Source organism: Rhizobium sp. Root708 (assembly GCF_001429725.1).
GTDB lineage: Bacteria > Pseudomonadota > Alphaproteobacteria > Rhizobiales > Rhizobiaceae > Rhizobium.
Window position 1 is genome coordinate 282491 of the sequence record NZ_LMHV01000001.1, and the last position, 19815, is coordinate 302305.

Genomic DNA, 19815 nt, shown 5'->3' on the forward strand with positions numbered 1-19815 from the left:
GAAGTGGAGTAAGAAAAATGGCTGTACCGAAGAGAAAAACAAGCCCGTCCAAGCGCGGTATGCGCCGCTCTGCTGACGCGCTGAAGGCACCGACCTACGTTGAAGACAAGAACTCCGGCGAACTGCGTCGCCCGCACCATATCGATCTGAAGACCGGTATGTATCGCGGCCGTCAGGTTCTGACGCCGAAGGAAAGCGCATAATATCTGTTTGCGCCGATGCGCAAATGATGATCGCAGGGCCGGCCTTGAGCCGGCCTTTTGCGTTAAAGCGGCAATGTACTGTTTTCGTATCTTGAAGTGACACGAAGATTTGCGGCACTATTCTTCCGTCGAGGGAGATTCTGCTACATGTTCAACGCCTTTCCGCTGATGATCATTCCTTTCGTTCTCTACAATCTTGCAATGTTGGGCCTGATGGGCAGCGGCGGACTTCCGGCGTTGCAGAATGACGTGGTCGTGCTGTCGATGATTTCAGGCGCGATCTGGAGCATGTCGCTCGGCGACCTGTTCATCGTCTTGGCGCTTTGTGTTCTGTTCTTTGAGATATTGAAGGCGACACGAAGCGGCGGCGCAAGCCTCGCCAACCATATGCTCTCGATGCTCGTGTTCATCGCGTTCCTGGTCGAGTTTCTGCTCGTTCAGGATGCCGCGACGCAAGTCTTCTTCATACTGATGACGATTACACTGATCGACGTGATCGGCGGCTTTGCCGTGTCGGTCCGTAGCGCGGGCCGTGACGTCTCGATCGGACTTTGAAAGATCGCTGTTGCCGGATCAGCGGGCGAACCGCGAATCCGGCAAATCCAGTCCTATGGATTTCAGAGACTGTCGAGCTTGTTTTGAAGCGCGCGCAATTGCTGCTTCAACTCGTCGATATCCTTTGCCTCCGCCTTACGCGTCGTCTCCTTTGCAGGCGGCGTCATGAAAGGCGAAAACATCTGCATTGCCTGCTGGAACATTTCGGTGTTCCGGCGCACCTGCTCTTCGACCATCTGCATCGGCAACTGCAGGTTCTTGCTCATCGGCGTTTCGCCGAAAGCACGCGTGACCTGCTCGCGCATCTGCGACTGTTGCTCCGTGAACGCTTTCATCGAATGCTCGAGGAAGCTCGGAACGACCATCTGCATCTGGTCGCCGTAGTAGGTGATCAGCTGACGCAGAAACGAAATCGGCAGCAGCGTATTCCCTGTCTTTGATTCCTGTTCGAAGATGATCTGTGTCAGCACCGAGTGGGTGATGTCATCACCGCTCTTAGCGTCCTGGACCGTAAAATCCTCCCCCTTCTTCACCATCTCCGCCAAGTCTTCCAGCGTAACGTATGTGCTGGTTCCTGTATTATAAAGGCGGCGATTGGCGTATTTCTTGATTACGATCTGACCCTCATTCTTCGCCATATCAGTCTCCCGAAGCCCGTCTGATTGTTATGGAAGCTCCTCCGTTGGGGAGTGTAGACGCAAAAGAAGGCCGGTGACAATCTCTTTGTGCGATGCGGCAACCCCTTTTACGGTAGGGATAATTTGTCTGTATGTAAGCATTTCCGAAAATTCTCTTGAAGGCTAATGTCGTTTGACTCGACGCCGAAGCTTTGTCAGTTTCACCTCAGATATGTCGGTGCAAAGAGGAGACTGCCCGTGTCCAATTCTTCTATCGTCATCGCAAGCGCCGCGCGTACGGCGGTTGGTTCTTTCAACGGCGCGTTCGCAACCGTACCGGCGCATGAGCTGGGCGCGGCGGCCGTTAAAAGTGTACTGGAACGTGCAGGCGTCGATGCCGCCGAGGTCGACGAAGTTATTCTTGGCCAGGTACTGCCGGCCGGTGAAGGACAAAATCCGGCGCGTCAGGCCGCGATGAAGGCTGGCGTTCCGAAGGAAGCGACCGCGTGGGGCGTCAACCAGCTTTGCGGTTCCGGGCTGCGGGCGGTTGCGCTTGGGATGCAGCAGATTGCCCTCGGAGACGCGAAGATCATCGTTGCCGGCGGCCAGGAATCCATGTCGATGTCACCGCACGCAGCCTACCTGCGCAGCGGCGTCAAGATGGGCGACATGAAGATGATCGACACCATGATCAAGGATGGCCTCACCGACGCGTTTTATGGCTACCACATGGGTGTTACGGCGGAGAACGTCGCCCGGCAGTGGCAGCTGTCGCGCAGCGAGCAGGACGAGTTCGCCGTTGCGTCACAGAACAAGGCGGAAGCGGCCCAGAAAGCCGGCCGTTTCGCTGATGAGATCGTGCCCTACGCTATCCAGACCCGTAAGGGCGATGTTACCGTTGATGCCGATGAATACATCCGCCACGGCGCAACGATCGACGGTATGGCCAAACTGCGGCCGGCATTCGACAAGGAGGGCACCGTCACGGCGGGCAACGCCTCCGGTCTCAACGACGGGGCCGCTGCAGCGCTTCTGATGACGGAAGCCGAGGCCTCCCGACGCGGTATTCAGCCGCTTGCCCGCATCGTTTCCTGGGCAACCGCCGGCGTTGATCCGCAAGTGATGGGAACCGGACCGATCCCGGCATCGCGCAAGGCTCTCGAAAAGGCCGGCTGGTCCGTCTCCGATCTCGATCTCATCGAGGCCAACGAAGCGTTCGCCGCACAGGCCTGCGCAGTCAACAAGGATCTCGGCTGGGACCCGTCGATCGTCAACGTCAACGGCGGTGCGATTGCCATTGGCCACCCGATCGGCGCCTCCGGCGCGCGTGTCCTCAACACACTGCTGTTCGAAATGAAGAGACGCGGCGCGAAGAAGGGGCTGGCAACACTTTGCATCGGCGGCGGCATGGGTGTCGCCATGTGCTTCGAGGCAATGTGAACCGCGGATCGATGCGTGAACTATCAAGCTCCGCAGTATAGCGGAGCCTTACACAGGGGAGCGAAACATGAGCAGAGTAGCGGTCGTTACCGGCGGCACCCGAGGCATTGGTGCTGCGATTTCCCTCGCGCTGAAAAACGCTGGCTATAAAGTTGCCGCCAATTATGCGGGCAACGACGAGAAGGCCAAGGCATTCCACGATTCGACCGGCATTCCGGTCTTCAAATGGGATGTGTCTGACTACGCCGCCTGTGGCGAAGGTCTTGCAAAGGTCGAAGCGCAGGTTGGACCCGTGGAGGTTCTCGTCAACAACGCCGGGATCACAAGGGACGCCATGTTCCACAAGATGACCCCGCAACAGTGGCATGAGGTCGTCAACACCAACCTGACCGGCCTGTTCAACATGACCCATCAGGTATGGGGCGGCATGCGCGAGCGGAGCTTCGGCCGCATCGTCAACATATCGTCGATCAATGGTCAGAAGGGCCAGATGGGACAGGCCAACTACTCAGCCGCGAAGGCGGGTGACCTTGGCTTCACCAAGGCGTTGGCCCAGGAAGGCGCGGCGAAGAACATCACTGTCAACGCGATCTGCCCCGGCTACATCGGCACGGAGATGGTTCTGGCGGTGCCCGAAAAGGTTTTGAACGAACGGATCATTCCGCAGATTCCGGTCGGAAGGCTCGGGGAGCCGGAGGAAGTGGCACGCTGCGTCATGTTCCTCGTCTCCGACGACGCCGGCTTCATCACAGGCTCGACCCTGAGCGCAAACGGCGGACAGCTTTTCGTCTAGCGCACGGACCCGGTCTGCCCTAGCGCACGGATCCCGTGTGCTCGACCGTCTGCCCATCCCGCTGCTTCGACTGCTGCAGCGGTTTGGTTTCATACGGGTTGATCGAAGCCGCGTAGGTAGCAATCGCGATGGTCAGGAATGCTGCCGCTCCGATGATTCTGGTCATGTTCGTCTCCCAAGTCCGGTGCAGGCATTCGTGCTGGAGACCGGTGTCGATATTGGGGCCAATTTGAGGAAACATTCGGTCGGTTAACGGTTGCCCTGACGGCGTTGCCTAATCCTCACGGGGACGCGCTGCATCGCCTGTGTTTCGTTGCGGAGCGCGGCAAGAACCGTACCCAAAAATGCGGCGGTGACCAGAAGCGCGGCGATGGAATTTAATAGTACCTGAGCCATAGGAGTATTCCTTCCCAGGAAGCAGCGGCTGGATGCCGTCGCTTCAACTGGGAAAAATATGCGCCTCCCGTATTGGGTTCGGTAGAGTGAACTTCGGCAACCGATCGTCAACACGACATTGACGACGAGCAGCTTACTCGCCGCCGATCCATGTCCGATGAATGTCGACGGCATCGCTCATGTGAACCAGATCCGCACGCGCGCCGGGCCGCAGGCTGCCCCGATCGTGAAGTTGCAGGAAACGGGCGGGATAAAGCGTCGCCATGCGCAGCGCTTCGGCAAGGGTGAGATCCAGATATGTGAGGCCGTAGCGAATGGCGGATGCCATATCCACGTCCGAACCCGCGAGCGTCCCATCGGCAAGCACGAGCTTCGAGCAGAAGCCCCCTTTTTCGCGACGAACCGTGCGGCCGTTCAGCGTAAAACTATCGAGCTCGGAGCCAACAAGAGACATAGCATCCGTCACGAAGAAGAGCTTACTTTCCCCACGCTTGGAGCGAAGAGCCACGCGCAGCGCCTTCGGATCGACGTGGTGGCCATCGGCAATGATGCCGCACCAAACCGACGGATGATCAAGCGCCGCGCCAACCAGGCCGGGCGCGCGATGACCCATTTGGCTCATTGCATTGAAGAGGTGCGTGACCCCGCGTGCGCCGGCATCAAAAAGTGCTTCCGCCGCCTCGCTGGAGCAATCCGAATGCCCGATGCTGACGATAACACCCGCGTCGTTGAGTTTTCGCACCTGTCCGGCGGTCACCTGTTCCGCCGCAATCGTGACCAGCAAGGTGCCGATCGACTGCCTGGCTGAAATAAATGCATCGACGTCCTTGTCTTCGACCGGACGCATCAGTTCGGCGAGATGCGCTCCCTTGCGCGTCGGGGCAAGGTGAGGGCCCTCGAGATGCAGACCTCCGACGCCCCTGTTTGTTTCGACGGCACGCTTCGCGGCCTCGATGGCGGCGAGCGTGGCGCTGGCGGTATCCGTAATCAGGGTAGGCAGCAGTGCTGTCGTGCCGTAAGGGCGATGCCCATCGGCAATCATGTGCATGGACTCGACCGACGGCTCGTCGTTCAGCATCCGGCCGCCGCCGCCATTGACCTGTGCGTCGACGAAGCCGGCGCAAAGAATGCCGCCGTCGAGCACGACAGGTTCGCCAGCGGGGTGATCCCCCGCCGTGGCAATGCGCTCGACCCGACCGTTGGCCACGATCAGGACCTTATCGTCATGGAAGCGCTCGCCGTCGAAGATCCGTGCGCCGGTAAAGACCTTTTGCTGCATCACATCGTCTCCGTGACCTTCAGAAGGTTTGCCGGCTTGTCGGGATCAAAGCCCTTGCGGCGTGTCACGGACTCGATCAGGCGGTAATAGACGAGCAAGGAGACCAACGGGTCCAGAAGCCCGTTACCCGTCGTCGGCACACGCAGATTGATGCCGGCCAGCGGTTGCGAGGAGAAAGGCACCGCAGTTGCCCCAAGCTTCTGCAGTCGCTCCAGCGCTTGGACGTTGTTAGCATAGGCGGCATCATCGGGAGCAAAGGCAATGATCGGGAAGCCAGGCTGCACGAGACGCATCGGCCCATGCATCAGTTCCGCCAGCGAGAAGGCTTCCGCATGCAGGCTTGCCGTTTCCTTTGCCTTCAAGGCCGCCTCAAGAGCGATCGCAAAAGCCGGGCCGCGGCCGGCCGTGTAAAGCGAGGTTGCACCCAAAAGCACCTCCTCGGCAGCCGCCGTGTCGATACCGACAGTCGAAAGCAGCGCCTCGGGAAGCTTTTCGAGCGCGTGCTGAAGATCGCGCTTACCGCCGATCGCTGCCGTCACGCCCGACAAAGCGGCGACCGACGCGATGAAGGATTTCGTTGCAGCTACGCTTTTTTCAGGTCCCGCGTTGAGCCCGAGCACGATATCCGCCTGCTTGGCGAGCGGGCTGTCGACCACATTGACCACGGCAATCGTGGTCGCGCCGCCGCGTTTGGCGGCGTCCTGCAGGGCGACGATATCGGGGCTTGCTCCCGACTGCGAAACGGTAAAGTGGACCCCGCCCTTCAGATGCAGGGGCGCGGCATAAACAGACGCGATCGAGGGACCGATCGAGGCGACGGGTATGCCACAGCTGATCTCCAGAAGATATTTGAAGAACGTCGCCGCGTGGTCGGACGACCCGCGTGCCGCTGTCGTAACAACGCTGGGAGCGTTGTCGGAAAACAGCTTCGCGATCTCCGCAAAGGCATTCTTCTCCTTCTCGAGGAGCGTCGCAACGACCTCCGGGGATTGCCCGGCTTCCTGCAACATCAAAGACTGTGTCTCACTCATGGCTCTTCTCCAATTCTCAATTCTGCAACGAAGTCATAGGCGTCGCCTCGATAGTGCGACCGCGTGTATTCAACCGGGCGTTCGTCATCCAGGCGAGAGACACGCTCGATCAACAGGGCGGGGGCGCCTGCCTTCACCTCGAGCGCCGCTGCCGATGACCGGTCCAGGATAACGGCTGTCAGCCGCTGGACCGCACGCATCGGCCGGTTCCCGCTCGCCGCCAGCGCATCGTAAAGCGACCCCTCGTTTCCCTGGCTGGCGCCGAGAAACTTCAACGGCACCACCGACCGCTCGATCGCCAAAGGCTGCCCGTCGGCCAGGCGCAAGCGATCGAGCCGGAGAACTTGTTCATTCAAACCGAGGCCAAGCAAAAAAGCCTCCTCCGGCGACGGTGTAGCAATGGTGCGCGACAGAATTTTTGCGGCCGGCACGCGGCCACGTGAGCGCATGTCCGCCGAGAATGACGACAATCGCCAAAGCGACTGCTCCATTCGCTGCACGCTTCCGGAAACGAAAGTACCGCTGCCGTGCCGCGATTCCAGTGTCCCAGCATTCAGGAGATCACGATACGCGGTGCGCACGGTAACGCGGCCAATCTGGAGAGACTCGGAAAGATCGCGCTCGCTTGGCAGCGCCGTCCCGGGCTTCAGCAAACCTTCCTGAATGAGCCCGGTGAGAGCCGCCGCTAGACGCTTGTAAAGCGGCCCGGTGCGCTGGGTATCGCGCAAACCGCGGTTCTCGATCTCGGTGACAAGACTGGTTCTATCCATGGAACCACAATAGAACCTATTTGGAACCAATTACAAGCTGATCGCAAAGAAAAACCCCCGCGCCAAAGTCGCGGGGGTCTTCACGTCAAACCAGAAATGCGAAAAGCGGCCGATCAGTTCTTCGAGAAGATATAGTCGGTCTCCTGACGCATCACTTCGCCCGGGCGAACAACTGCATTCGGGAATCCTTCGTGATTGATCGCGTCCGGCCAGACCTGCGTTTCCAGGCAGAAACCGGCAAACGGCCCGTACTTGCGTCCACCGATGCCAGGCACGGGAACGTCAAGCTTGAACGCTGCATAGAACTGGACGCCGGGCTCGGTCGTGCGCACTTCAAGCGACACGCCGGAGTGCAGGCTACGTGCCAGCACAACGGAGCGCTTGGCGGTGCGCTCGTTGGAAAGGCAGAAATTATGGTCGTACAACGCCTGCTCGCCACCTTCGAAGCGCTTCATCGAAGCCATCTCGCGAAAATCGAACGCCGTTCCCTCGACGGGGCGTACTTCGCCCGTCGGAATCTGGCGCTCGTCGGTGACGAGATAGCCATCGGCCGCAATCATGATGTCATGACCGAGGGTGTCCTCGCGGCCGTCAAGATTGAAGTATGCATGCTGGCAGACATTGGCGATCGTTGGCTGGTCGGTCGTCGTCTCATAGGTGACGGACAATTCGCCCGAACCGTGAACCCGATAGGTCGCCTGGATCGTGCAGTTGCCGGGATAGCCGGAGCGACCGTCGGGATCGACGATCTTCAGGACGACGCGGTCAACGTCATGCTCGACGATCGTCCAGTTTTGCTTTGCGATGTTATCGCTGCCGCCATGAAGATGCGTAACGCCATTCTCGTTCAGGTCGAGCTGGTGTGACTTACCGTCGAGCGTGAACTTGCCGGAGCCGATGCGGTTGGCGCAGCGGCCAGGCGTCGCACCGAAATATGATGAATAGGCCGGATAACTGTCGAAATCATCAAAGCCGAGCGTCAGGGGTGCATCGTGTCCCTCGAGGCGAAGATCCTGAACGACAGCGCCCCAGCTGATGACCTTGGCAGTCAGACCGCCACCCTTGATCTCCACCCGATAGACGGTCTCCCCCGTCGTGGTATGCCCGAAAACTTCCCGCACCAAATTATTCGTCATAAGGCTATCCATAAATCCATGATTTCGGCAGGGAAACTGCTCCCGTTTGCGACAAATCGCAACCACTGCGGCACAAAAAAGCGCCGCTGGGATTGCCGCGGCGCTCTACGATGTCATCTACCTTTGCCGATCGTTTCCAGATCATAGGGTGTTGTCTGGTAGATCTCGTTGATCCAGTTCCCAAAAAGCAGATGCGCATGGCCGCGCCAGCGGTTCTGCGGCGCGATCGACGGGTCGTTATGGGGGAAATAGTTGTGCGGCATCTTGATGGGAACGCCCGCATCGACGTCGCGAAAATACTCGTCGGCCAGCGACGTGGAATCGTACTCGACATGATTGAACATGTAGAGGCGTTTCCCCTCGTCTTCGTGGACGAGGCAGACGCCCATCTCCTTCGACGCCATCAGAATTTCCAGCGAGTTCGATTTCTCGATGTCGTCCTGGCGCACCTCTGTCCAGCGTGACACCGGCACCTCGAAATTGTCCGAGAAGCCGTTCAGATATACGGACGACGGCTTGAGGTTGCTGTGACGATAGATACCGAACGCCTTTTCCTTGAGCTCGTACTTCGGAACACCGTGGAAGTGGTAGATCGCGGCCATCGCTCCCCAGCAGACGTTCATGGTCGAATGGACATTGGTATTGGTCCAGTCGAAAATCCGCTGCATTTCCTGCCAATATGTAACGTCTTCGTAGGGCAGCGTCTCGATCGGCGCGCCCGTGATAATGAAACCGTCGAATTTGCGGTGCCTGACCTCCTCCCAGGTTTCGTAGAAGGAGAGAAGATGATCTTCCGACGTGTTTTTCGCCTTGTGAGTTCCGATCCGCACAAGAGAAAGCTCGACCTGAAGCGGCGAGGCGCCGACGAGGCGGGCCATCTGCAATTCCGTCTTGATCTTGTTCGGCATCAGATTGAGCAAACCAATCTGCAGGGGGCGAATGTCCTGGCGGATTGCCGCCGTCTCGGTCATTACGCGCACGCCTTCCTGAACAAGCGTTTCAAAGGCAGGCAACGTGTCGGGAATTTTGATGGGCATCGCGGTCACTCGATAAAAAAACGAAATATCGCTATCGGTCCGCACGCGGCCCTTTAGCTACTTCTTTAACGTGGCTGCAAGCCGGCCGGCCAAATCACCACGGAGCAACTTAAATAGCCCTTGTCGGGCGCCAAATCAATGGCAGGCCCCCAGTGGAGTAACTCGCGCATTAAAGCGTGGTAGAATCTGTTGCTGGACATGACGATGCACCATGTTATTCAGACCGAACAGACCGGTTAAGGAAGCAGAATGGCAGATGAAGTGAAGGCCAAGCCGACCATCCAGGCGCAGGACCGGGTAGGGTATGAACTTAGTCTCGCCTACCGCGTGAAAGTGATGTTTTCGGCCTTCTGGAGTTCGAACGTCCGTGGACGGGTCCTTGTCCTTGGAACCGCATTGATCGGCATCATTCTCGCGACCGCCTATGCGACCGTCATTCTCAACCAGTGGAATGCGCCGTTCTACGACAGCATCGCGCGACGCGATCTGGCAGGCTTTTTCCATCAGCTTAAAATCTTTGGATTGATTGCCGGCATGCTGTTGCTGCTCAATGTCATCCAGGCATGGCTGAACCAGATGACGGCCCTCTACATGCGCGAGGGCCTGACCCGTGATCTGGTCGATCAATGGCTTCAGCGCAAGCGGGCGCTCCGGCTCTCGGCCAGCGGGCTGATCGGCGTCAATCCGGACCAGCGTCTTCATGAGGATGCGCGCAACCTGGCGGAAAGCTCGACCAGCCTCGTGATCGGCCTCGTCCAGGCGACAATCCTGCTGGTCAGCTTCATCGGCGTTCTCTGGGAGCTTTCCAGCGGCTTCGTCTTCCATTTTGGCAGCTACAGCTTTTCCATTCCCGGCTATATGGTTTGGGCCGCCATATTCTACGCGGCATCCGCCTCGATCCTTAGCCAGCTCGTTGGACGCAAACTGGTTAAACTCAACGCCGATCGCTTCTCAAAGGAAGCGGAGCTGCGCTTTGCCTTGATGCACGCCAACGAAAACATGCCTGCGATCACGGTCGCCCGCGGCGAGGAAAACGAACGGCGGCGCATCAACGGCGACATCAGCAACGTCCTAGCGGTCATCAAGCGGCTGGCAATGGCCAACGTCAACTTGACTTGGGTGTCGGCCGGCTATGGCTGGCTGGTCGTCGTTATCCCGATCATCGTCGCGGCGCCGGCGTATTTTTCCGGCGGCCTGACCTTCGGTGAATTGATGATGTCAGTCGGGGCGTTCAACCAGGTCAACACCGCTCTGCGCTGGTATGTCGCGAACTTCGGCCCGATTGCCGAATGGCGGGCAACCCTGATGCGCGTGACCGACTTCCGGCAGGCGTTGACCGACATGAGCGACGACCTGAACCTCAAGGAAACGATCGAATACGAGAACAGCCCGGCCGGCACACTCACGCTTGATAACGTCAGCATCGCCGTCAAGATCGGCGAAGAGATCGATCAGTGCGGCGGCTTCCGCATCCATGAGACCCAAGTGACGATCAACGCCGGCGACAAGGTGATGATCAACGGCGATCATAGCGTCAACAGGAAGCTCCTCTTCCTCTCGATGTCTGAGCTGTGGCCCTGCGGGGGCGGCAAGATCGGCTTGCCGCCGACCAACGACATCCTGTTCGTGCCGCAGTCGGCCTATATTCCGGGCGGAACGCTGCGCGAGGCCCTGGCCTTTCCCGAGCCCGTCGAGACCTACCGGACGGAAGACGTCAAGGCTGCACTGGAGTTGGCGGGGCTGCATGCGCTAATCGCGCGGCTCGATACGCAGGCGCGTTGGGACAAGCTGCTCGATTCAGACGAACAGCGTGCTATGGGCTTTGCGCGGCTGCTCCTGGTTCGACCGAAGTGGATCGTCTTCGATGAGGTTCTGGAAGGAATGGAACCCGCCTGGCAGGCAACGATGATGAACGTTCTGAAATCGATACCCGATAGCACCATGATCTACATCGGCCGTTCGGAAGCCTACATGGAGGCATTCCATCCGCGGGTACTTCATCTTGAGGCGATATCGGCGAAGTCTGAAGAGAAGATTATGGCGAAGGCCGCAAACGCACCGGCGCCGGTGCTATAGGATTGCGGCCTCGGGGCCGCCTCCTAGCCTTCCAGTTCTTCCCGGAGCATCTCGAGTTCCAGCCATTCCTCTTCCATCTTAGTGACGCTGCTTCGGAATTTTTCCATTTCCGCGGCGAGGCGGGTAAAGGTTTCCGGGTCCTTGGTGAAGAGGTTCGGGTCAGCCATCTTGGCTTCGCGCTTGGCGATCTCCGCTTCCAGCTTCGCCATTTCTTTCGGCAGGTTCTCCAGCGCAAACTTCTGCTTGAAGGAAAGCTTGCCCTTCCCCTTCGCCTGATCGCCAGCCGGTTCGGCTTGCGCCTTGGGCTTCTCGATCGCCTTTTCGGCTCTCCGCCGCTCTTCCGCCGCGCCCTTGCGCTGCGCAAGCATGTCGGAGTAGCCACCGGCATACTCGATCCACCGGCCATCGGGCGCATCGGGAACCGCCGGTGCGATCGTCGACGTGACGGTCCGGTCGAGGAAGTCACGATCGTGGCTGACGAGGATCACCGTGCCCGGGAAGCCGGCGACGATTTCCTGCAGCAGATCGAGCGTCTCGATATCGAGATCGTTCGTCGGTTCGTCGAGAATCAGCAAGTTCGACGGCCGCGCCAGAATGCGCGCCAGCATCAAGCGGGCGCGCTCGCCGCCCGACAGGTTCTTGATCGGCGTACGGGCCTGCTCGGGCTGAAAGAGGAAGTCTTTCATATAGCCCGTGACATGCCGCTGCTCGCCGTTGACGAGAAGATTGTCGCCGCGGCCATCCGTCAGATAATGGGCGAGCGTATCCTCGAGATCGAGATCCTCGCGCTTCTGATCGAGTGTTGCGATTTCGAGGTTCGTCCCGAGCTTGACGGTGCCGGCATCAGGAGCAAGCTGCCCGGTCAGCATCTTCAGAAGCGTCGTCTTGCCCGCACCATTTGGGCCGACAAGACCGATGCAATCGCCGCGATGAACACGGATCGAGAAAGGCGCAACAATCAACCGATCACCAAATGCCTTGGTGATCTTTTCCGCTTCGATAACCAGCTTGCCCGACTCCTGAGAATCGGAAGCCGTCGCCTGAACGGATCCCTGTGGACCCTTGTGGCCACGATAATCCGCTCGCATCGTCTGCAATTCGCCAAGGCGGCGCATGTTTCGCTTGCGTCGCGCCGTCACGCCGTAGCGCAACCAGTGCTCTTCACGTTCGATAGCCTTACCGAGTTTGTGCTGCTCCAGCTCCTCGGCCTCGAGCACCTGATCCCGCCAGGCCTCGAAATGCGAAAAGCCCCGATCCAGTCGCCGGGATGTGCCGCGATCCAGCCAGACGGTGGCATTCGATACCTTCTCGAGGAACCGCCGGTCGTGCGAAATCAGAATGAGCGCGCTGCGGCTTTTCTGAAGCTCGCCTTCAAGCCACTCGATGGTTGGAAGGTCGAGATGGTTGGTCGGCTCGTCGAGCATCAGAATGTCGGGCTCGGGCGCCAGAACGCGCGCCAGCGCAGCACGACGGGCTTCGCCGCCCGACAGGTTGTTCGGATCTTCTTCGCCGGTAAGGCCGAGATGCGACAGCAAATAGGTCACGCGATACGGATCGTCGCCCGGACCGAGGCCTGCTTCGGCATAGGCCTGAACGGTCTTGTAACCGGCAAAGTCGGGAGCCTGCTCCAGATATCGGATGGTCGAAGCCGGATGCCGGAACACTTCACCGGACTGCGCCTCCACCAGCCCTGCAGCGATCTTCAGCAGGGTAGACTTGCCCGAGCCGTTGCGGCCGACGAGGCAGATCCGGTCGCCCGGCTCCACTTGCAGGCCAGCACCCGCCAGAAGCGGCGCACCGCCGAAGCTCAGGAAGATGTCATCGAGTTTTAGAATGGGAGGCGCCAAAAATCAGACTCCGGAAAGATCGTAAGGGCGGGCAAGCACGATGGCGCGACCGCTTTGAAGCGTGAAATGCACCTTGCCTTCCGCAACATTCGAAATGGTACGTGAAGAACCGAAGGGCAAAGGAAAATCCGTCAGCGGATAGCGTGCGCTCTCGATAGAGAGCCCGATCAGCTCGCTGAAGCCGGCAACCGAAAACAGGCTCGCCTTCGGCAGGTCGAGCTCGATTGCGCCGGGGATTAGAGGGACGGCTTCCTCTGTTCCCGATGTGAGAAGTACATCGAAACCGTCTTCCGCCAGCCGGACGGCATAAAGCAGATGCTGAAGCGCGTGATCGGAACGGTCTCCGGCCAGCGCCCCGACCAGGACCAGCCGACGCGCACCGAGGCGGATCGCCTCGGAGACGGCGATTTCTCCGTCCGTCGCTGCTTTGGCAGCGGGATAAGGCCGACGAGGAACATGCTGGAAAGTGTCAGTAAGGGCCGCCGGCGCCGAATCGAAATCGCCCACCCATAACTCCGGCTCCAACCCGAGGCCGATCGCATGCCGCATGCCGCCGTCCGCAGCGATGACGCGCGTTCCGGCGACAGCCTCGATCAGGCGATCTGTCAGCTGAATCTCGCCGCCGAGCAGGATGGTGAAGGTAGACTGGCTCATGGCGACTGCCATAGCGCAAAGCAGGGGTAAAGGGAAAGACCCGCCTGCTATGCTCCGTCGCTGATATCGCGCATCCGGGTCTCGAAGACCTCTTCGAAGCCCGAGATGAACTTATCGAAGAGCTTTGCGAAGACGTCGATTTCCTCCTGCGGCCAATCGGCGACGATGTCGGAGACCAGGGTCATCTTCTGCGCCTTTATCTCCGCCAGCAGTTTCTGGCCGAGCGGCGTCATCACCACCACGATCCGCCGCGCATCCGCCTGCGATGCCTTGCGCCTCAGAATATTGCGGCCGACCATATCCGATACCACGCGGCTGGCTCGCGACGGGTCGATACGCATCATCTCGGCGATGGTTCCAACCGTGACCTCTCCGGAATCCTGCGCGCGTCTCACCGCATCCAGAACATCCAGATGCGACAGCTCCAGATCGGGCGCTACGCTCTGTATCGCAAGCCTCCCGATCAGTCTGCGACCCGTCATCAGCCGCATGCGGGTCATTGTCTGGCCGATATGCGTAACGCTGCCTCCGCTGTCTGCGGCGCTCTCGACGTCGGTGATTTCCTTCGCGGTTTTGCTCATGCGGCAATCATAGCAGAACGCATTGTGGATGAGAATATGCCGGCGTCATAAATATGCCATTGACAATTATATGCTGATAGCACACAAATCCAACTCTCATCTAATCGGAAAATGGCACTCCCATGGATATGCATAGCGCGCCGGCACCGCTTGTGACGGATCATCGCCGCAAACTCATTCTCTTTCTTTTCCTGATGACAGCCATGTTCATGGCAACGCTGGACAATCAGATTGTCGCGACGGCCTTGCCGACGATCGTCGGTGAGTTCGGACATCTCGAGCAGTTCAGTTGGGTCGGCTCGGCCTACCTTCTTTCGGTCAGCGCTGTGATGCCGCTCTATGGCAAGCTCGGCGACCTGTTCGGTCGCAAATACGTAATGATGTCCGCGATCCTGATCTTCACGATCGGATCGGCCATCTGCGGTCTCGCCATCTCGATGAACACCCTGATCGCCGCACGCGTGTTGCAGGGACTTGGCGGCGGCGGCATCATGGTCTCGATCTTCGCCGTCAACGCAGACCTGTTCGAGCCTCGCGAGCGGGCCCGCTACCAGAGCTATTCGAGCCTGGTCCTGATGGCATCCGGCGCCATCGGCCCCGTGCTCGGCGGAGCGATGAGCGACCTCTTCGGCTGGCGCTCAATCTTTCTCGTCAACGTGCCGATCGGCATTGTCGTCCTGACCGGGCTCGCCTTCATGCTTCCCTATCGCAAACCGAACCGCCGCCCGAAGATCGACTATGCGGGGGCAATACTCCTTGCCATCGTAACTGCAAGCGTCGTGCTTGCAGCCGACGGCGCGCAGCTCTTCGATTCCCTGATCGCACCGCAGAACATTGCCGTCATCTGCATTGGCGTCGCAGGCGCGATCGCCTGGGTCATGGTGGAGCGACGCGCGGTCGAGCCGATCATCCCGCTTTCGCTGTTCAGCAATTCGACGTTCAGCTTGCTGCTGGTCATGTCGATTATGAGCGGCGCCATCGGCATCGGCATGGTGAACTATTTCGCGCTGTTCCTGCAGACAACGACGGGCCTGTCACCCTCTGCCGCAGGCGGGTTTTTCATCCTGCTCACGGGCGGCATCGTCTGCGGCTCGCTGTCGGCCGGACGCATCATCTCCGCGACGGGACGATATAAGCCGCTGGCGATCGCGAGCCTGAGCTGTAGCGCCGTAGCCTTCGCCCTGATCTCACAGGTCCACGCCGGTACGCCCCTTTTCGTGATCGGCGCCCTGATGATGATGCATGGAATAGGTGTTGGCCTCGCGCAGCAGGTGCCGGTTATCGGCGTCCAGAATGCCACGCCCGCACGCGACGTCGGCGCCGCGACCGGATCGGTCACGCTGTCGCGCATGGGAGGCGCATCGATTGCCATCTCCATCTACGGTGCAATCGTCGGCTCTCAGCTTGGCGGATCGGGATCCGTCATCCCGGGCGTCTCCAATATTGAGGAACTCACGCCGAAGATGATGGCAACCCTGCCCGATGCCGTCAAACAGGCCGTGGCGGATGCCTATTCGCACGCATTTACGCCGCTGTTCGTCACTTCCTGCGGCATTGCTGTCATCGGCCTGATTGCAGCACTGCTGCTGAAACCGGTGCAACTGCCACGGACAGTCAGCGGCGCTCGCTCGACAACGATCGCCGAGGCCAGCGAATAAGGCATACGTGGCCGGCTTCACTCTTGCCAGATGCCGGCCGCGACGATACATCTCTTCTCGCTCTAACGGGGTGCTTTCGTTCATCGGATGAAGGCTGAGAGGCTTGCCAAAGCTAACCCGCGGAACCTGATCCGGCTAACACCGGCGGAGGGATTAGACGCGTGACATTTGCCACCGCCCTTTTCCCGTTCAACAACGAAAAGAGGAGAGGTGCGATGTTTGTTTCCAAGTTTAAAATTCTTCATGGGCTGGCAGCTCTCGTAGCGGGCTTTGCGGCGTTTTCCGCCACGAAAGCCGGCGCGGCCGAGAAGTCGCTGACGGTCTACACCTACGAAAGCTTCACGTCGGAATGGGGCCCCGGCCCGAAGGTCAAGGCAGCTTTCGAAAAGACATGCGAGTGCAGCGTCAATTTCGTCAGTGTCGCCGATGGTGTCGCGCTGCTGTCCCGCCTCAAGCTCGAGGGTGCGGGCACCAAGGCCGATGTTGTTCTTGGCCTCGATACCAATCTTGTGGCGGAAGCAAAGGCGACCGGTCTCTTCGATGCCAGCGGCATCGACACGGCCGGACTGAGCGTGCCCGGTGATTACAAGGACGATGTTTTTGTCCCCTACGACTACGGGCATTTTGCCGTCGTCTACGATACGCAGACCATCAAGAATCCGCCGAAGAGCATGAAGGATCTCGTTGAAGGCGATCCGTCGCAGAAGATCGTCATCGAGGATCCGCGCACGTCGACCCCGGGCCTCGGCCTGCTGCTATGGGTAAAGTCGGTCTACGGCGACAAGGCGCCGGAAGCCTGGGCCAAGCTGAAGAACCGCGTCCTCACTGTTACGCCCGGTTGGTCGGAAGCCTACGGGCTCTTCACGAAGGGCGAAGCACCGATGGTGCTCTCCTACACGACATCGCCGGCCTACCACATGATCTCGGAAAACACTGACCGCTACCAGGCCGCGGACTTTTCCGAAGGGCACTACATCCAGATCGAAGTCGCGGGCCTGCTGAAGAATGCGCCGAACAAGGCGCTTGCCCGGGATTTCCTCAAGTTCGTTTTGGCGCCTGGCTTTCAGGATACCATTCCGACAAACAATTGGATGATGCCGGTTGCGGCGACGTCCGAGCCCCTGCCGGATGCCTTCGGCAAACTCGTCAAGCCGAGCAAGACCTTCCTGATGAGCTCTGACGACGTCGCCGCGCATCGAAAGGCCTGGATCGACGAGTGGCTTGCGGCAATGAGCATGAATTGATGCTGCTGACCGCGGCGCAGAGACGGTTTTCGATGATCGGCGGGGCCATTGGCCTTGCCGGTATCGTTCTGTTCATTGCACTCGCGGTCGCAATGCTGTTGACGGCGAGCGGTATCCAGTCCCTCACATCGGTTCTGACTGATCCCTACATCGGAAGGGTCTTGCGCTTCACGCTGCTGCAGGCATTCCTGTCGACACTTTTCTCGGTTGCCTTTGCAATCCCGCTTGCCCAGGCGCTTGCGCGCCAGCCCAACTTTCCTGGTCGCCAATGGATCGTGCGGCTGATGGCCCTGCCGATGGGCCTGCCCGTGCTGATCGGCGCATTGGGTCTCATCGGCATATGGGGACGGCAAGGTGTTCTGAATTCCCTGCTGCTGCGCCTCGGGCTTGCCGAACCGATAAGTATCTACGGCCTCGCCGGAATCCTGCTGGCGCATGTCTTCTTCAACTTGCCGCTTGCCTGCCGGCTTATGCTGATGTCGCTGGAGAGAATACCCGGCGAATACTGGCTCGTGGGCGCCGGACTTGGCATGCGACCAAAGGACGTTTTTCGCTTTATCGAGTGGCCCGTACTGCGCTCCGTTATCCCCGGGATCGCGGGGCTGATTTTCATGCTGTGTGCTACGAGTTTCACGCTGGTGCTGACGCTCGGCGGTGGACCGGCGGCAACAACGATCGAGGTGGCCATCTACCAGTCGCTGCGTTTCGATTTCGATCCCGGCAGGGCGGTTTCACTCTCGGTGCTGCAGATCGTGTTGACGGCAATCATTTTGGGTGGGATGGCCCTGTTGCGGTCCGTCGATGACGAGGGAACCACCGCAGGTAAGACGGTCAAGCGACCGGACGGCACATCCCTGCCCGTACGCCTGCTGGATATCACCCTCCTGTCGCTTGGCGTCGCCTTCCTTTTGTTGCCTTTGATTTCCATCACCGTTGCCGGACTGCGCGCGAATTTGATCAAACTCTTTATCGAACCGATCTTCTGGCGATCCGCGATCACCAGCGCGTCGATAGCAACATGCTCGGCAGTCCTTTCGTCGAGCATTGCAATCCTGCTCATCCGCGCGAGGCATACGATAACGCTGGGCCGCACCAGAACCCACGTCGACAGGGCCTTTTTTGCTGCGACGGGCTCGGCCTCGTCCTTCGTTCTGCTGGTGCCGCCGATCGTGCTGGCAACCGGCTGGTTCATGGCCCTTCGATCGATCGGCGACATCCACGCCTACGCCCCCCTTCTCATTGCGGCGATCAACGCTCTGATGTCGCTTCCTTTCGTCATGCGCGTGCTTGAGCCGGCTTATATGACGCACCAGCAACGAACGCAGCGCCTGAGCGCGAGCCTCGGCATCGCAGGGTTCACTCGTCTCCGCTTTGTCGATTGGCCGGCGATGCGCAGGCCATTGCTGACGGCCTTATCCTTCGCCGCGGCACTATCGCTCGGGGACCTCGGCGCGGTCGCGCTGTTCGGCTCGGATAGCCTCGTCACGCTTCCCTGGCTGATCTACAGCCGCATGGGAAGCTATAGGACCAGCGATGCAGATGGATTGGCACTGATCCTCGGCATTGTCTGCCTTCTTCTGACGATTGCGGGTACGACGGGAAATGCCAGAAAAGAGGCTGTCCTGCATGGCTGACGGGATCGAAATGCAGGATGTACGACTGCGGCTCGGCCAGCATTCCTTCCGCTTTGATTGCAAACTGCCACGAGGCGCCGTGATCGCGGTGACCGGGCCATCGGGCGCTGGAAAATCGACCTTTCTCAACCTTCTTGCCGGTTTCGACATGCCCGAAGAGGGGCGCATCCTTGTTGCGGGAGACGACGTCACGCGCGAGCATCCATCCCGGCGCCCGGTTTCGCTCGTCTTTCAGGACAACAATCTGTTCGCCCACCTGGATGTGTTCACCAATGTCGGCCTCGGTATCGATCCGTCGTTGAAGCTGTCGGCCAGAGATCGGTCAGCGATCAGCGAGGCTCTGACCAAGGTCGCCCTCGACAACTTCGAAAAGCGCATGCCGTCGACGCTTTCCGGCGGTGAGCGGCAGCGGGTCGCATTCGCGCGCGCGCTCGTCCGCAAGCGTCCGCTGCTTCTGCTCGATGAGCCGTTCGCAGCACTTGATCCGGCCCTCCGAAACGATATGGCGGCGTTGCTTCTCGACCTGCACCGCGAAACCAACAACACTGTTGTCATCGTGTCGCACGATCCGGACGAGGTTCGAAAGATAGCCGATCATGCGATCTTCATCGATGCCGGCTCCATCGTCGCTGATGCGCCGATCGAGGAGTTTCTCACACAAAAGGATCACTTTGGCGTGGTCCAATTTCTGCGTGGCTGACGTTTTTCACCGGGCAACGGCACTTTCGCCATAATTTGAGTCGACCCAAAGAACTCCTTAACCACGTTAGGCTTGCTAAAATACAACGGCGCCACATTTAAGCAGAGTCTCGCTATGCAACCGATGCGAAAATCAGTTACAGCAAAGACTTGCGTTCTCGTTTG

The 19815-nt window shown here is 59.4% G+C and carries 19 protein-coding genes and 2 riboswitches; of the genes, 9 read left to right on the forward strand and 10 right to left on the reverse strand.

Features of this window, described 5'->3' with window-relative positions:
- Positions 1 to 17 precede the first annotated feature (17 nt).
- Together rpmF and ASE04_RS01385 are read left to right on the forward strand one after the other, a co-directional pair.
- A complete protein-coding gene (gene rpmF / locus ASE04_RS01380; protein ID WP_003543812.1) occupies positions 18 to 203 on the forward strand; it encodes a 50S ribosomal protein L32 in 186 nt (61 codons plus the stop codon).
- A gap of 147 nt (positions 204 to 350) precedes the next feature.
- The gene (locus tag ASE04_RS01385) at positions 351 to 758 is read left to right on the forward strand and encodes a hypothetical protein (RefSeq protein ID WP_056810744.1); all 408 of its coding nucleotides are present in this window, start codon (positions 351 to 353) and stop codon (positions 756 to 758) included.
- Positions 759 to 820: 62 nt separating this feature from the next.
- On the opposite strand, the gene phaR is transcribed toward ASE04_RS01385, so the two are convergent.
- Entirely contained in the window at positions 821 to 1396 is a 576-nt protein-coding gene (gene phaR / locus ASE04_RS01390) for a polyhydroxyalkanoate synthesis repressor PhaR (protein ID WP_056810748.1), read from the reverse strand.
- 237 nt (positions 1397 to 1633) lie between these two features.
- On the opposite strand from phaR, the gene ASE04_RS01395 reads away from it, so the two are divergent.
- On the forward strand, positions 1634 to 2815 hold the full coding sequence (locus tag ASE04_RS01395) for an acetyl-CoA C-acetyltransferase (RefSeq protein WP_056810750.1): 1182 nt from the start codon (positions 1634 to 1636) through the stop codon (positions 2813 to 2815).
- A gap of 67 nt (positions 2816 to 2882) precedes the next feature.
- Complete coding sequence (locus tag ASE04_RS01400; protein ID WP_056810753.1) at positions 2883 to 3608, forward strand: beta-ketoacyl-ACP reductase; 726 nt, start codon at positions 2883 to 2885, stop codon at positions 3606 to 3608.
- Positions 3609 to 3627: 19 nt separating this feature from the next.
- On the opposite strand, the gene ASE04_RS30555 is transcribed toward ASE04_RS01400, so the two are convergent.
- The 6 genes from ASE04_RS30555 to metA form a co-directional block, all read right to left on the reverse strand.
- Positions 3628 to 3774, reverse strand: a complete 147-nt coding sequence (locus ASE04_RS30555) for a hypothetical protein (protein ID WP_156408676.1) — start codon at positions 3772 to 3774, stop codon at positions 3628 to 3630.
- 363 nt (positions 3775 to 4137) lie between these two features.
- Positions 4138 to 5283: an N-acetylglucosamine-6-phosphate deacetylase gene (gene nagA / locus ASE04_RS01405; protein WP_056810758.1), complete on the reverse strand. Its 1146-nt coding sequence runs from the start codon at positions 5281 to 5283 to the stop codon at positions 4138 to 4140.
- A complete protein-coding gene (locus ASE04_RS01410) occupies positions 5283 to 6314 on the reverse strand; it encodes an SIS domain-containing protein (RefSeq protein ID WP_056810761.1) in 1032 nt (343 codons plus the stop codon). The genes nagA and ASE04_RS01410 overlap by 1 nt, the downstream gene beginning before the upstream one ends.
- Positions 6311 to 7084 carry a GntR family transcriptional regulator gene (locus tag ASE04_RS01415; protein WP_056810764.1) on the reverse strand — a complete coding sequence of 258 codons (774 nt, stop codon included), beginning with the start codon at positions 7082 to 7084 and terminating at the stop codon, positions 6311 to 6313. The genes ASE04_RS01410 and ASE04_RS01415 overlap by 4 nt, the downstream gene beginning before the upstream one ends.
- A 113-nt stretch (positions 7085 to 7197) precedes the next feature.
- Positions 7198 to 8220 carry an aldose epimerase family protein gene (locus ASE04_RS01420; RefSeq protein WP_056810767.1) on the reverse strand — a complete coding sequence of 341 codons (1023 nt, stop codon included), beginning with the start codon at positions 8218 to 8220 and terminating at the stop codon, positions 7198 to 7200.
- A gap of 113 nt (positions 8221 to 8333) precedes the next feature.
- Positions 8334 to 9257: a homoserine O-acetyltransferase MetA gene (gene metA / locus ASE04_RS01425; RefSeq protein WP_056810772.1), complete on the reverse strand. Its 924-nt coding sequence runs from the start codon at positions 9255 to 9257 to the stop codon at positions 8334 to 8336.
- Between the two features lie 33 nt (positions 9258 to 9290).
- Positions 9291 to 9368: riboswitch (SAM riboswitch) on the reverse strand.
- 138 nt (positions 9369 to 9506) lie between these two features.
- Here metA and ASE04_RS01430 point away from each other — a divergent pair.
- Entirely contained in the window at positions 9507 to 11333 is a 1827-nt protein-coding gene (locus tag ASE04_RS01430; protein WP_056810774.1) for an ABC transporter ATP-binding protein/permease, read from the forward strand.
- Between the two features lie 23 nt (positions 11334 to 11356).
- On the opposite strand, the gene ASE04_RS01435 is transcribed toward ASE04_RS01430, so the two are convergent.
- The 3 genes from ASE04_RS01435 to ASE04_RS01445 are packed head-to-tail and all read right to left on the reverse strand — an operon-like array spanning position 11357 to position 14415.
- A complete protein-coding gene (locus ASE04_RS01435) occupies positions 11357 to 13180 on the reverse strand; it encodes an ABC-F family ATP-binding cassette domain-containing protein (RefSeq protein ID WP_056810777.1) in 1824 nt (607 codons plus the stop codon).
- Between the two features lie 3 nt (positions 13181 to 13183).
- Positions 13184 to 13834, reverse strand: coding sequence for a thiamine diphosphokinase (locus ASE04_RS01440; protein ID WP_056810780.1), 651 nt, complete (start codon positions 13832 to 13834; stop codon positions 13184 to 13186).
- Between the two features lie 47 nt (positions 13835 to 13881).
- Positions 13882 to 14415 carry a MarR family winged helix-turn-helix transcriptional regulator gene (locus ASE04_RS01445; protein WP_056810782.1) on the reverse strand — a complete coding sequence of 178 codons (534 nt, stop codon included), beginning with the start codon at positions 14413 to 14415 and terminating at the stop codon, positions 13882 to 13884.
- Positions 14416 to 14537: 122 nt separating this feature from the next.
- On the opposite strand from ASE04_RS01445, the gene ASE04_RS01450 reads away from it, so the two are divergent.
- The 4 genes from ASE04_RS01450 to ASE04_RS01465 all read left to right on the forward strand — a co-directional run bounded on the left by ASE04_RS01450 (position 14538) and on the right by ASE04_RS01465 (position 19651).
- The gene (locus ASE04_RS01450) at positions 14538 to 16073 is read left to right on the forward strand and encodes an MDR family MFS transporter (RefSeq protein ID WP_056810786.1); all 1536 of its coding nucleotides are present in this window, start codon (positions 14538 to 14540) and stop codon (positions 16071 to 16073) included.
- A 56-nt stretch (positions 16074 to 16129) separates the two neighbouring features.
- A riboswitch (TPP riboswitch) is annotated at positions 16130 to 16243 on the forward strand.
- 45 nt (positions 16244 to 16288) lie between these two features.
- Complete coding sequence (gene thiB / locus ASE04_RS01455; RefSeq protein WP_156408677.1) at positions 16289 to 17317, forward strand: thiamine ABC transporter substrate binding subunit; 1029 nt, start codon at positions 16289 to 16291, stop codon at positions 17315 to 17317.
- Entirely contained in the window at positions 17317 to 18951 is a 1635-nt protein-coding gene (thiP, locus tag ASE04_RS01460; RefSeq protein ID WP_056810789.1) for a thiamine/thiamine pyrophosphate ABC transporter permease ThiP, read from the forward strand. The genes thiB and thiP overlap by 1 nt, the downstream gene beginning before the upstream one ends.
- Entirely contained in the window at positions 18944 to 19651 is a 708-nt protein-coding gene (locus tag ASE04_RS01465) for a thiamine ABC transporter ATP-binding protein (protein ID WP_056810794.1), read from the forward strand. The genes thiP and ASE04_RS01465 overlap by 8 nt, the downstream gene beginning before the upstream one ends.
- Positions 19652 to 19815: the final 164 nt, after the last annotated feature.

Bases quoted from the DNA above. Each gene is read 5' to 3' on its own strand.
- ASE04_RS01400 (WP_056810753.1), top strand. From the start codon at position 2,883: ATGAGCAGAGTAGCGGTCGTTACCGGCGGCACCCGAGGCATTGGTGCT.
- ASE04_RS01385 (WP_056810744.1), top strand. From the start codon at position 351: ATGTTCAACGCCTTTCCGCTGATGATCATTCCTTTCGTTCTCTACAAT.
- thiB (WP_156408677.1), top strand. From the start codon at position 16,289: ATGTTTGTTTCCAAGTTTAAAATTCTTCATGGGCTGGCAGCTCTCGTA.
- thiP (WP_056810789.1), top strand. From the start codon at position 17,317: ATGCTGCTGACCGCGGCGCAGAGACGGTTTTCGATGATCGGCGGGGCC.
- ASE04_RS01465 (WP_056810794.1), top strand. From the start codon at position 18,944: ATGGCTGACGGGATCGAAATGCAGGATGTACGACTGCGGCTCGGCCAG.
- ASE04_RS01450 (WP_056810786.1), top strand. From the start codon at position 14,538: ATGGATATGCATAGCGCGCCGGCACCGCTTGTGACGGATCATCGCCGC.
- metA (WP_056810772.1), bottom strand. From the start codon at position 9,257: ATGCCCATCAAAATTCCCGACACGTTGCCTGCCTTTGAAACGCTTGTT.
- ASE04_RS01445 (WP_056810782.1), bottom strand. From the start codon at position 14,415: ATGAGCAAAACCGCGAAGGAAATCACCGACGTCGAGAGCGCCGCAGAC.
- phaR (WP_056810748.1), bottom strand. From the start codon at position 1,396: ATGGCGAAGAATGAGGGTCAGATCGTAATCAAGAAATACGCCAATCGC.
- rpmF (WP_003543812.1), top strand. From the start codon at position 18: ATGGCTGTACCGAAGAGAAAAACAAGCCCGTCCAAGCGCGGTATGCGC.
- ASE04_RS01430 (WP_056810774.1), top strand. From the start codon at position 9,507: ATGGCAGATGAAGTGAAGGCCAAGCCGACCATCCAGGCGCAGGACCGG.
- ASE04_RS01440 (WP_056810780.1), bottom strand. From the start codon at position 13,834: ATGAGCCAGTCTACCTTCACCATCCTGCTCGGCGGCGAGATTCAGCTG.
- ASE04_RS01410 (WP_056810761.1), bottom strand. From the start codon at position 6,314: ATGAGTGAGACACAGTCTTTGATGTTGCAGGAAGCCGGGCAATCCCCG.
- ASE04_RS01420 (WP_056810767.1), bottom strand. From the start codon at position 8,220: ATGACGAATAATTTGGTGCGGGAAGTTTTCGGGCATACCACGACGGGG.
- ASE04_RS01415 (WP_056810764.1), bottom strand. From the start codon at position 7,084: ATGGATAGAACCAGTCTTGTCACCGAGATCGAGAACCGCGGTTTGCGC.
- ASE04_RS30555 (WP_156408676.1), bottom strand. From the start codon at position 3,774: ATGACCAGAATCATCGGAGCGGCAGCATTCCTGACCATCGCGATTGCT.
- nagA (WP_056810758.1), bottom strand. From the start codon at position 5,283: ATGCAGCAAAAGGTCTTTACCGGCGCACGGATCTTCGACGGCGAGCGC.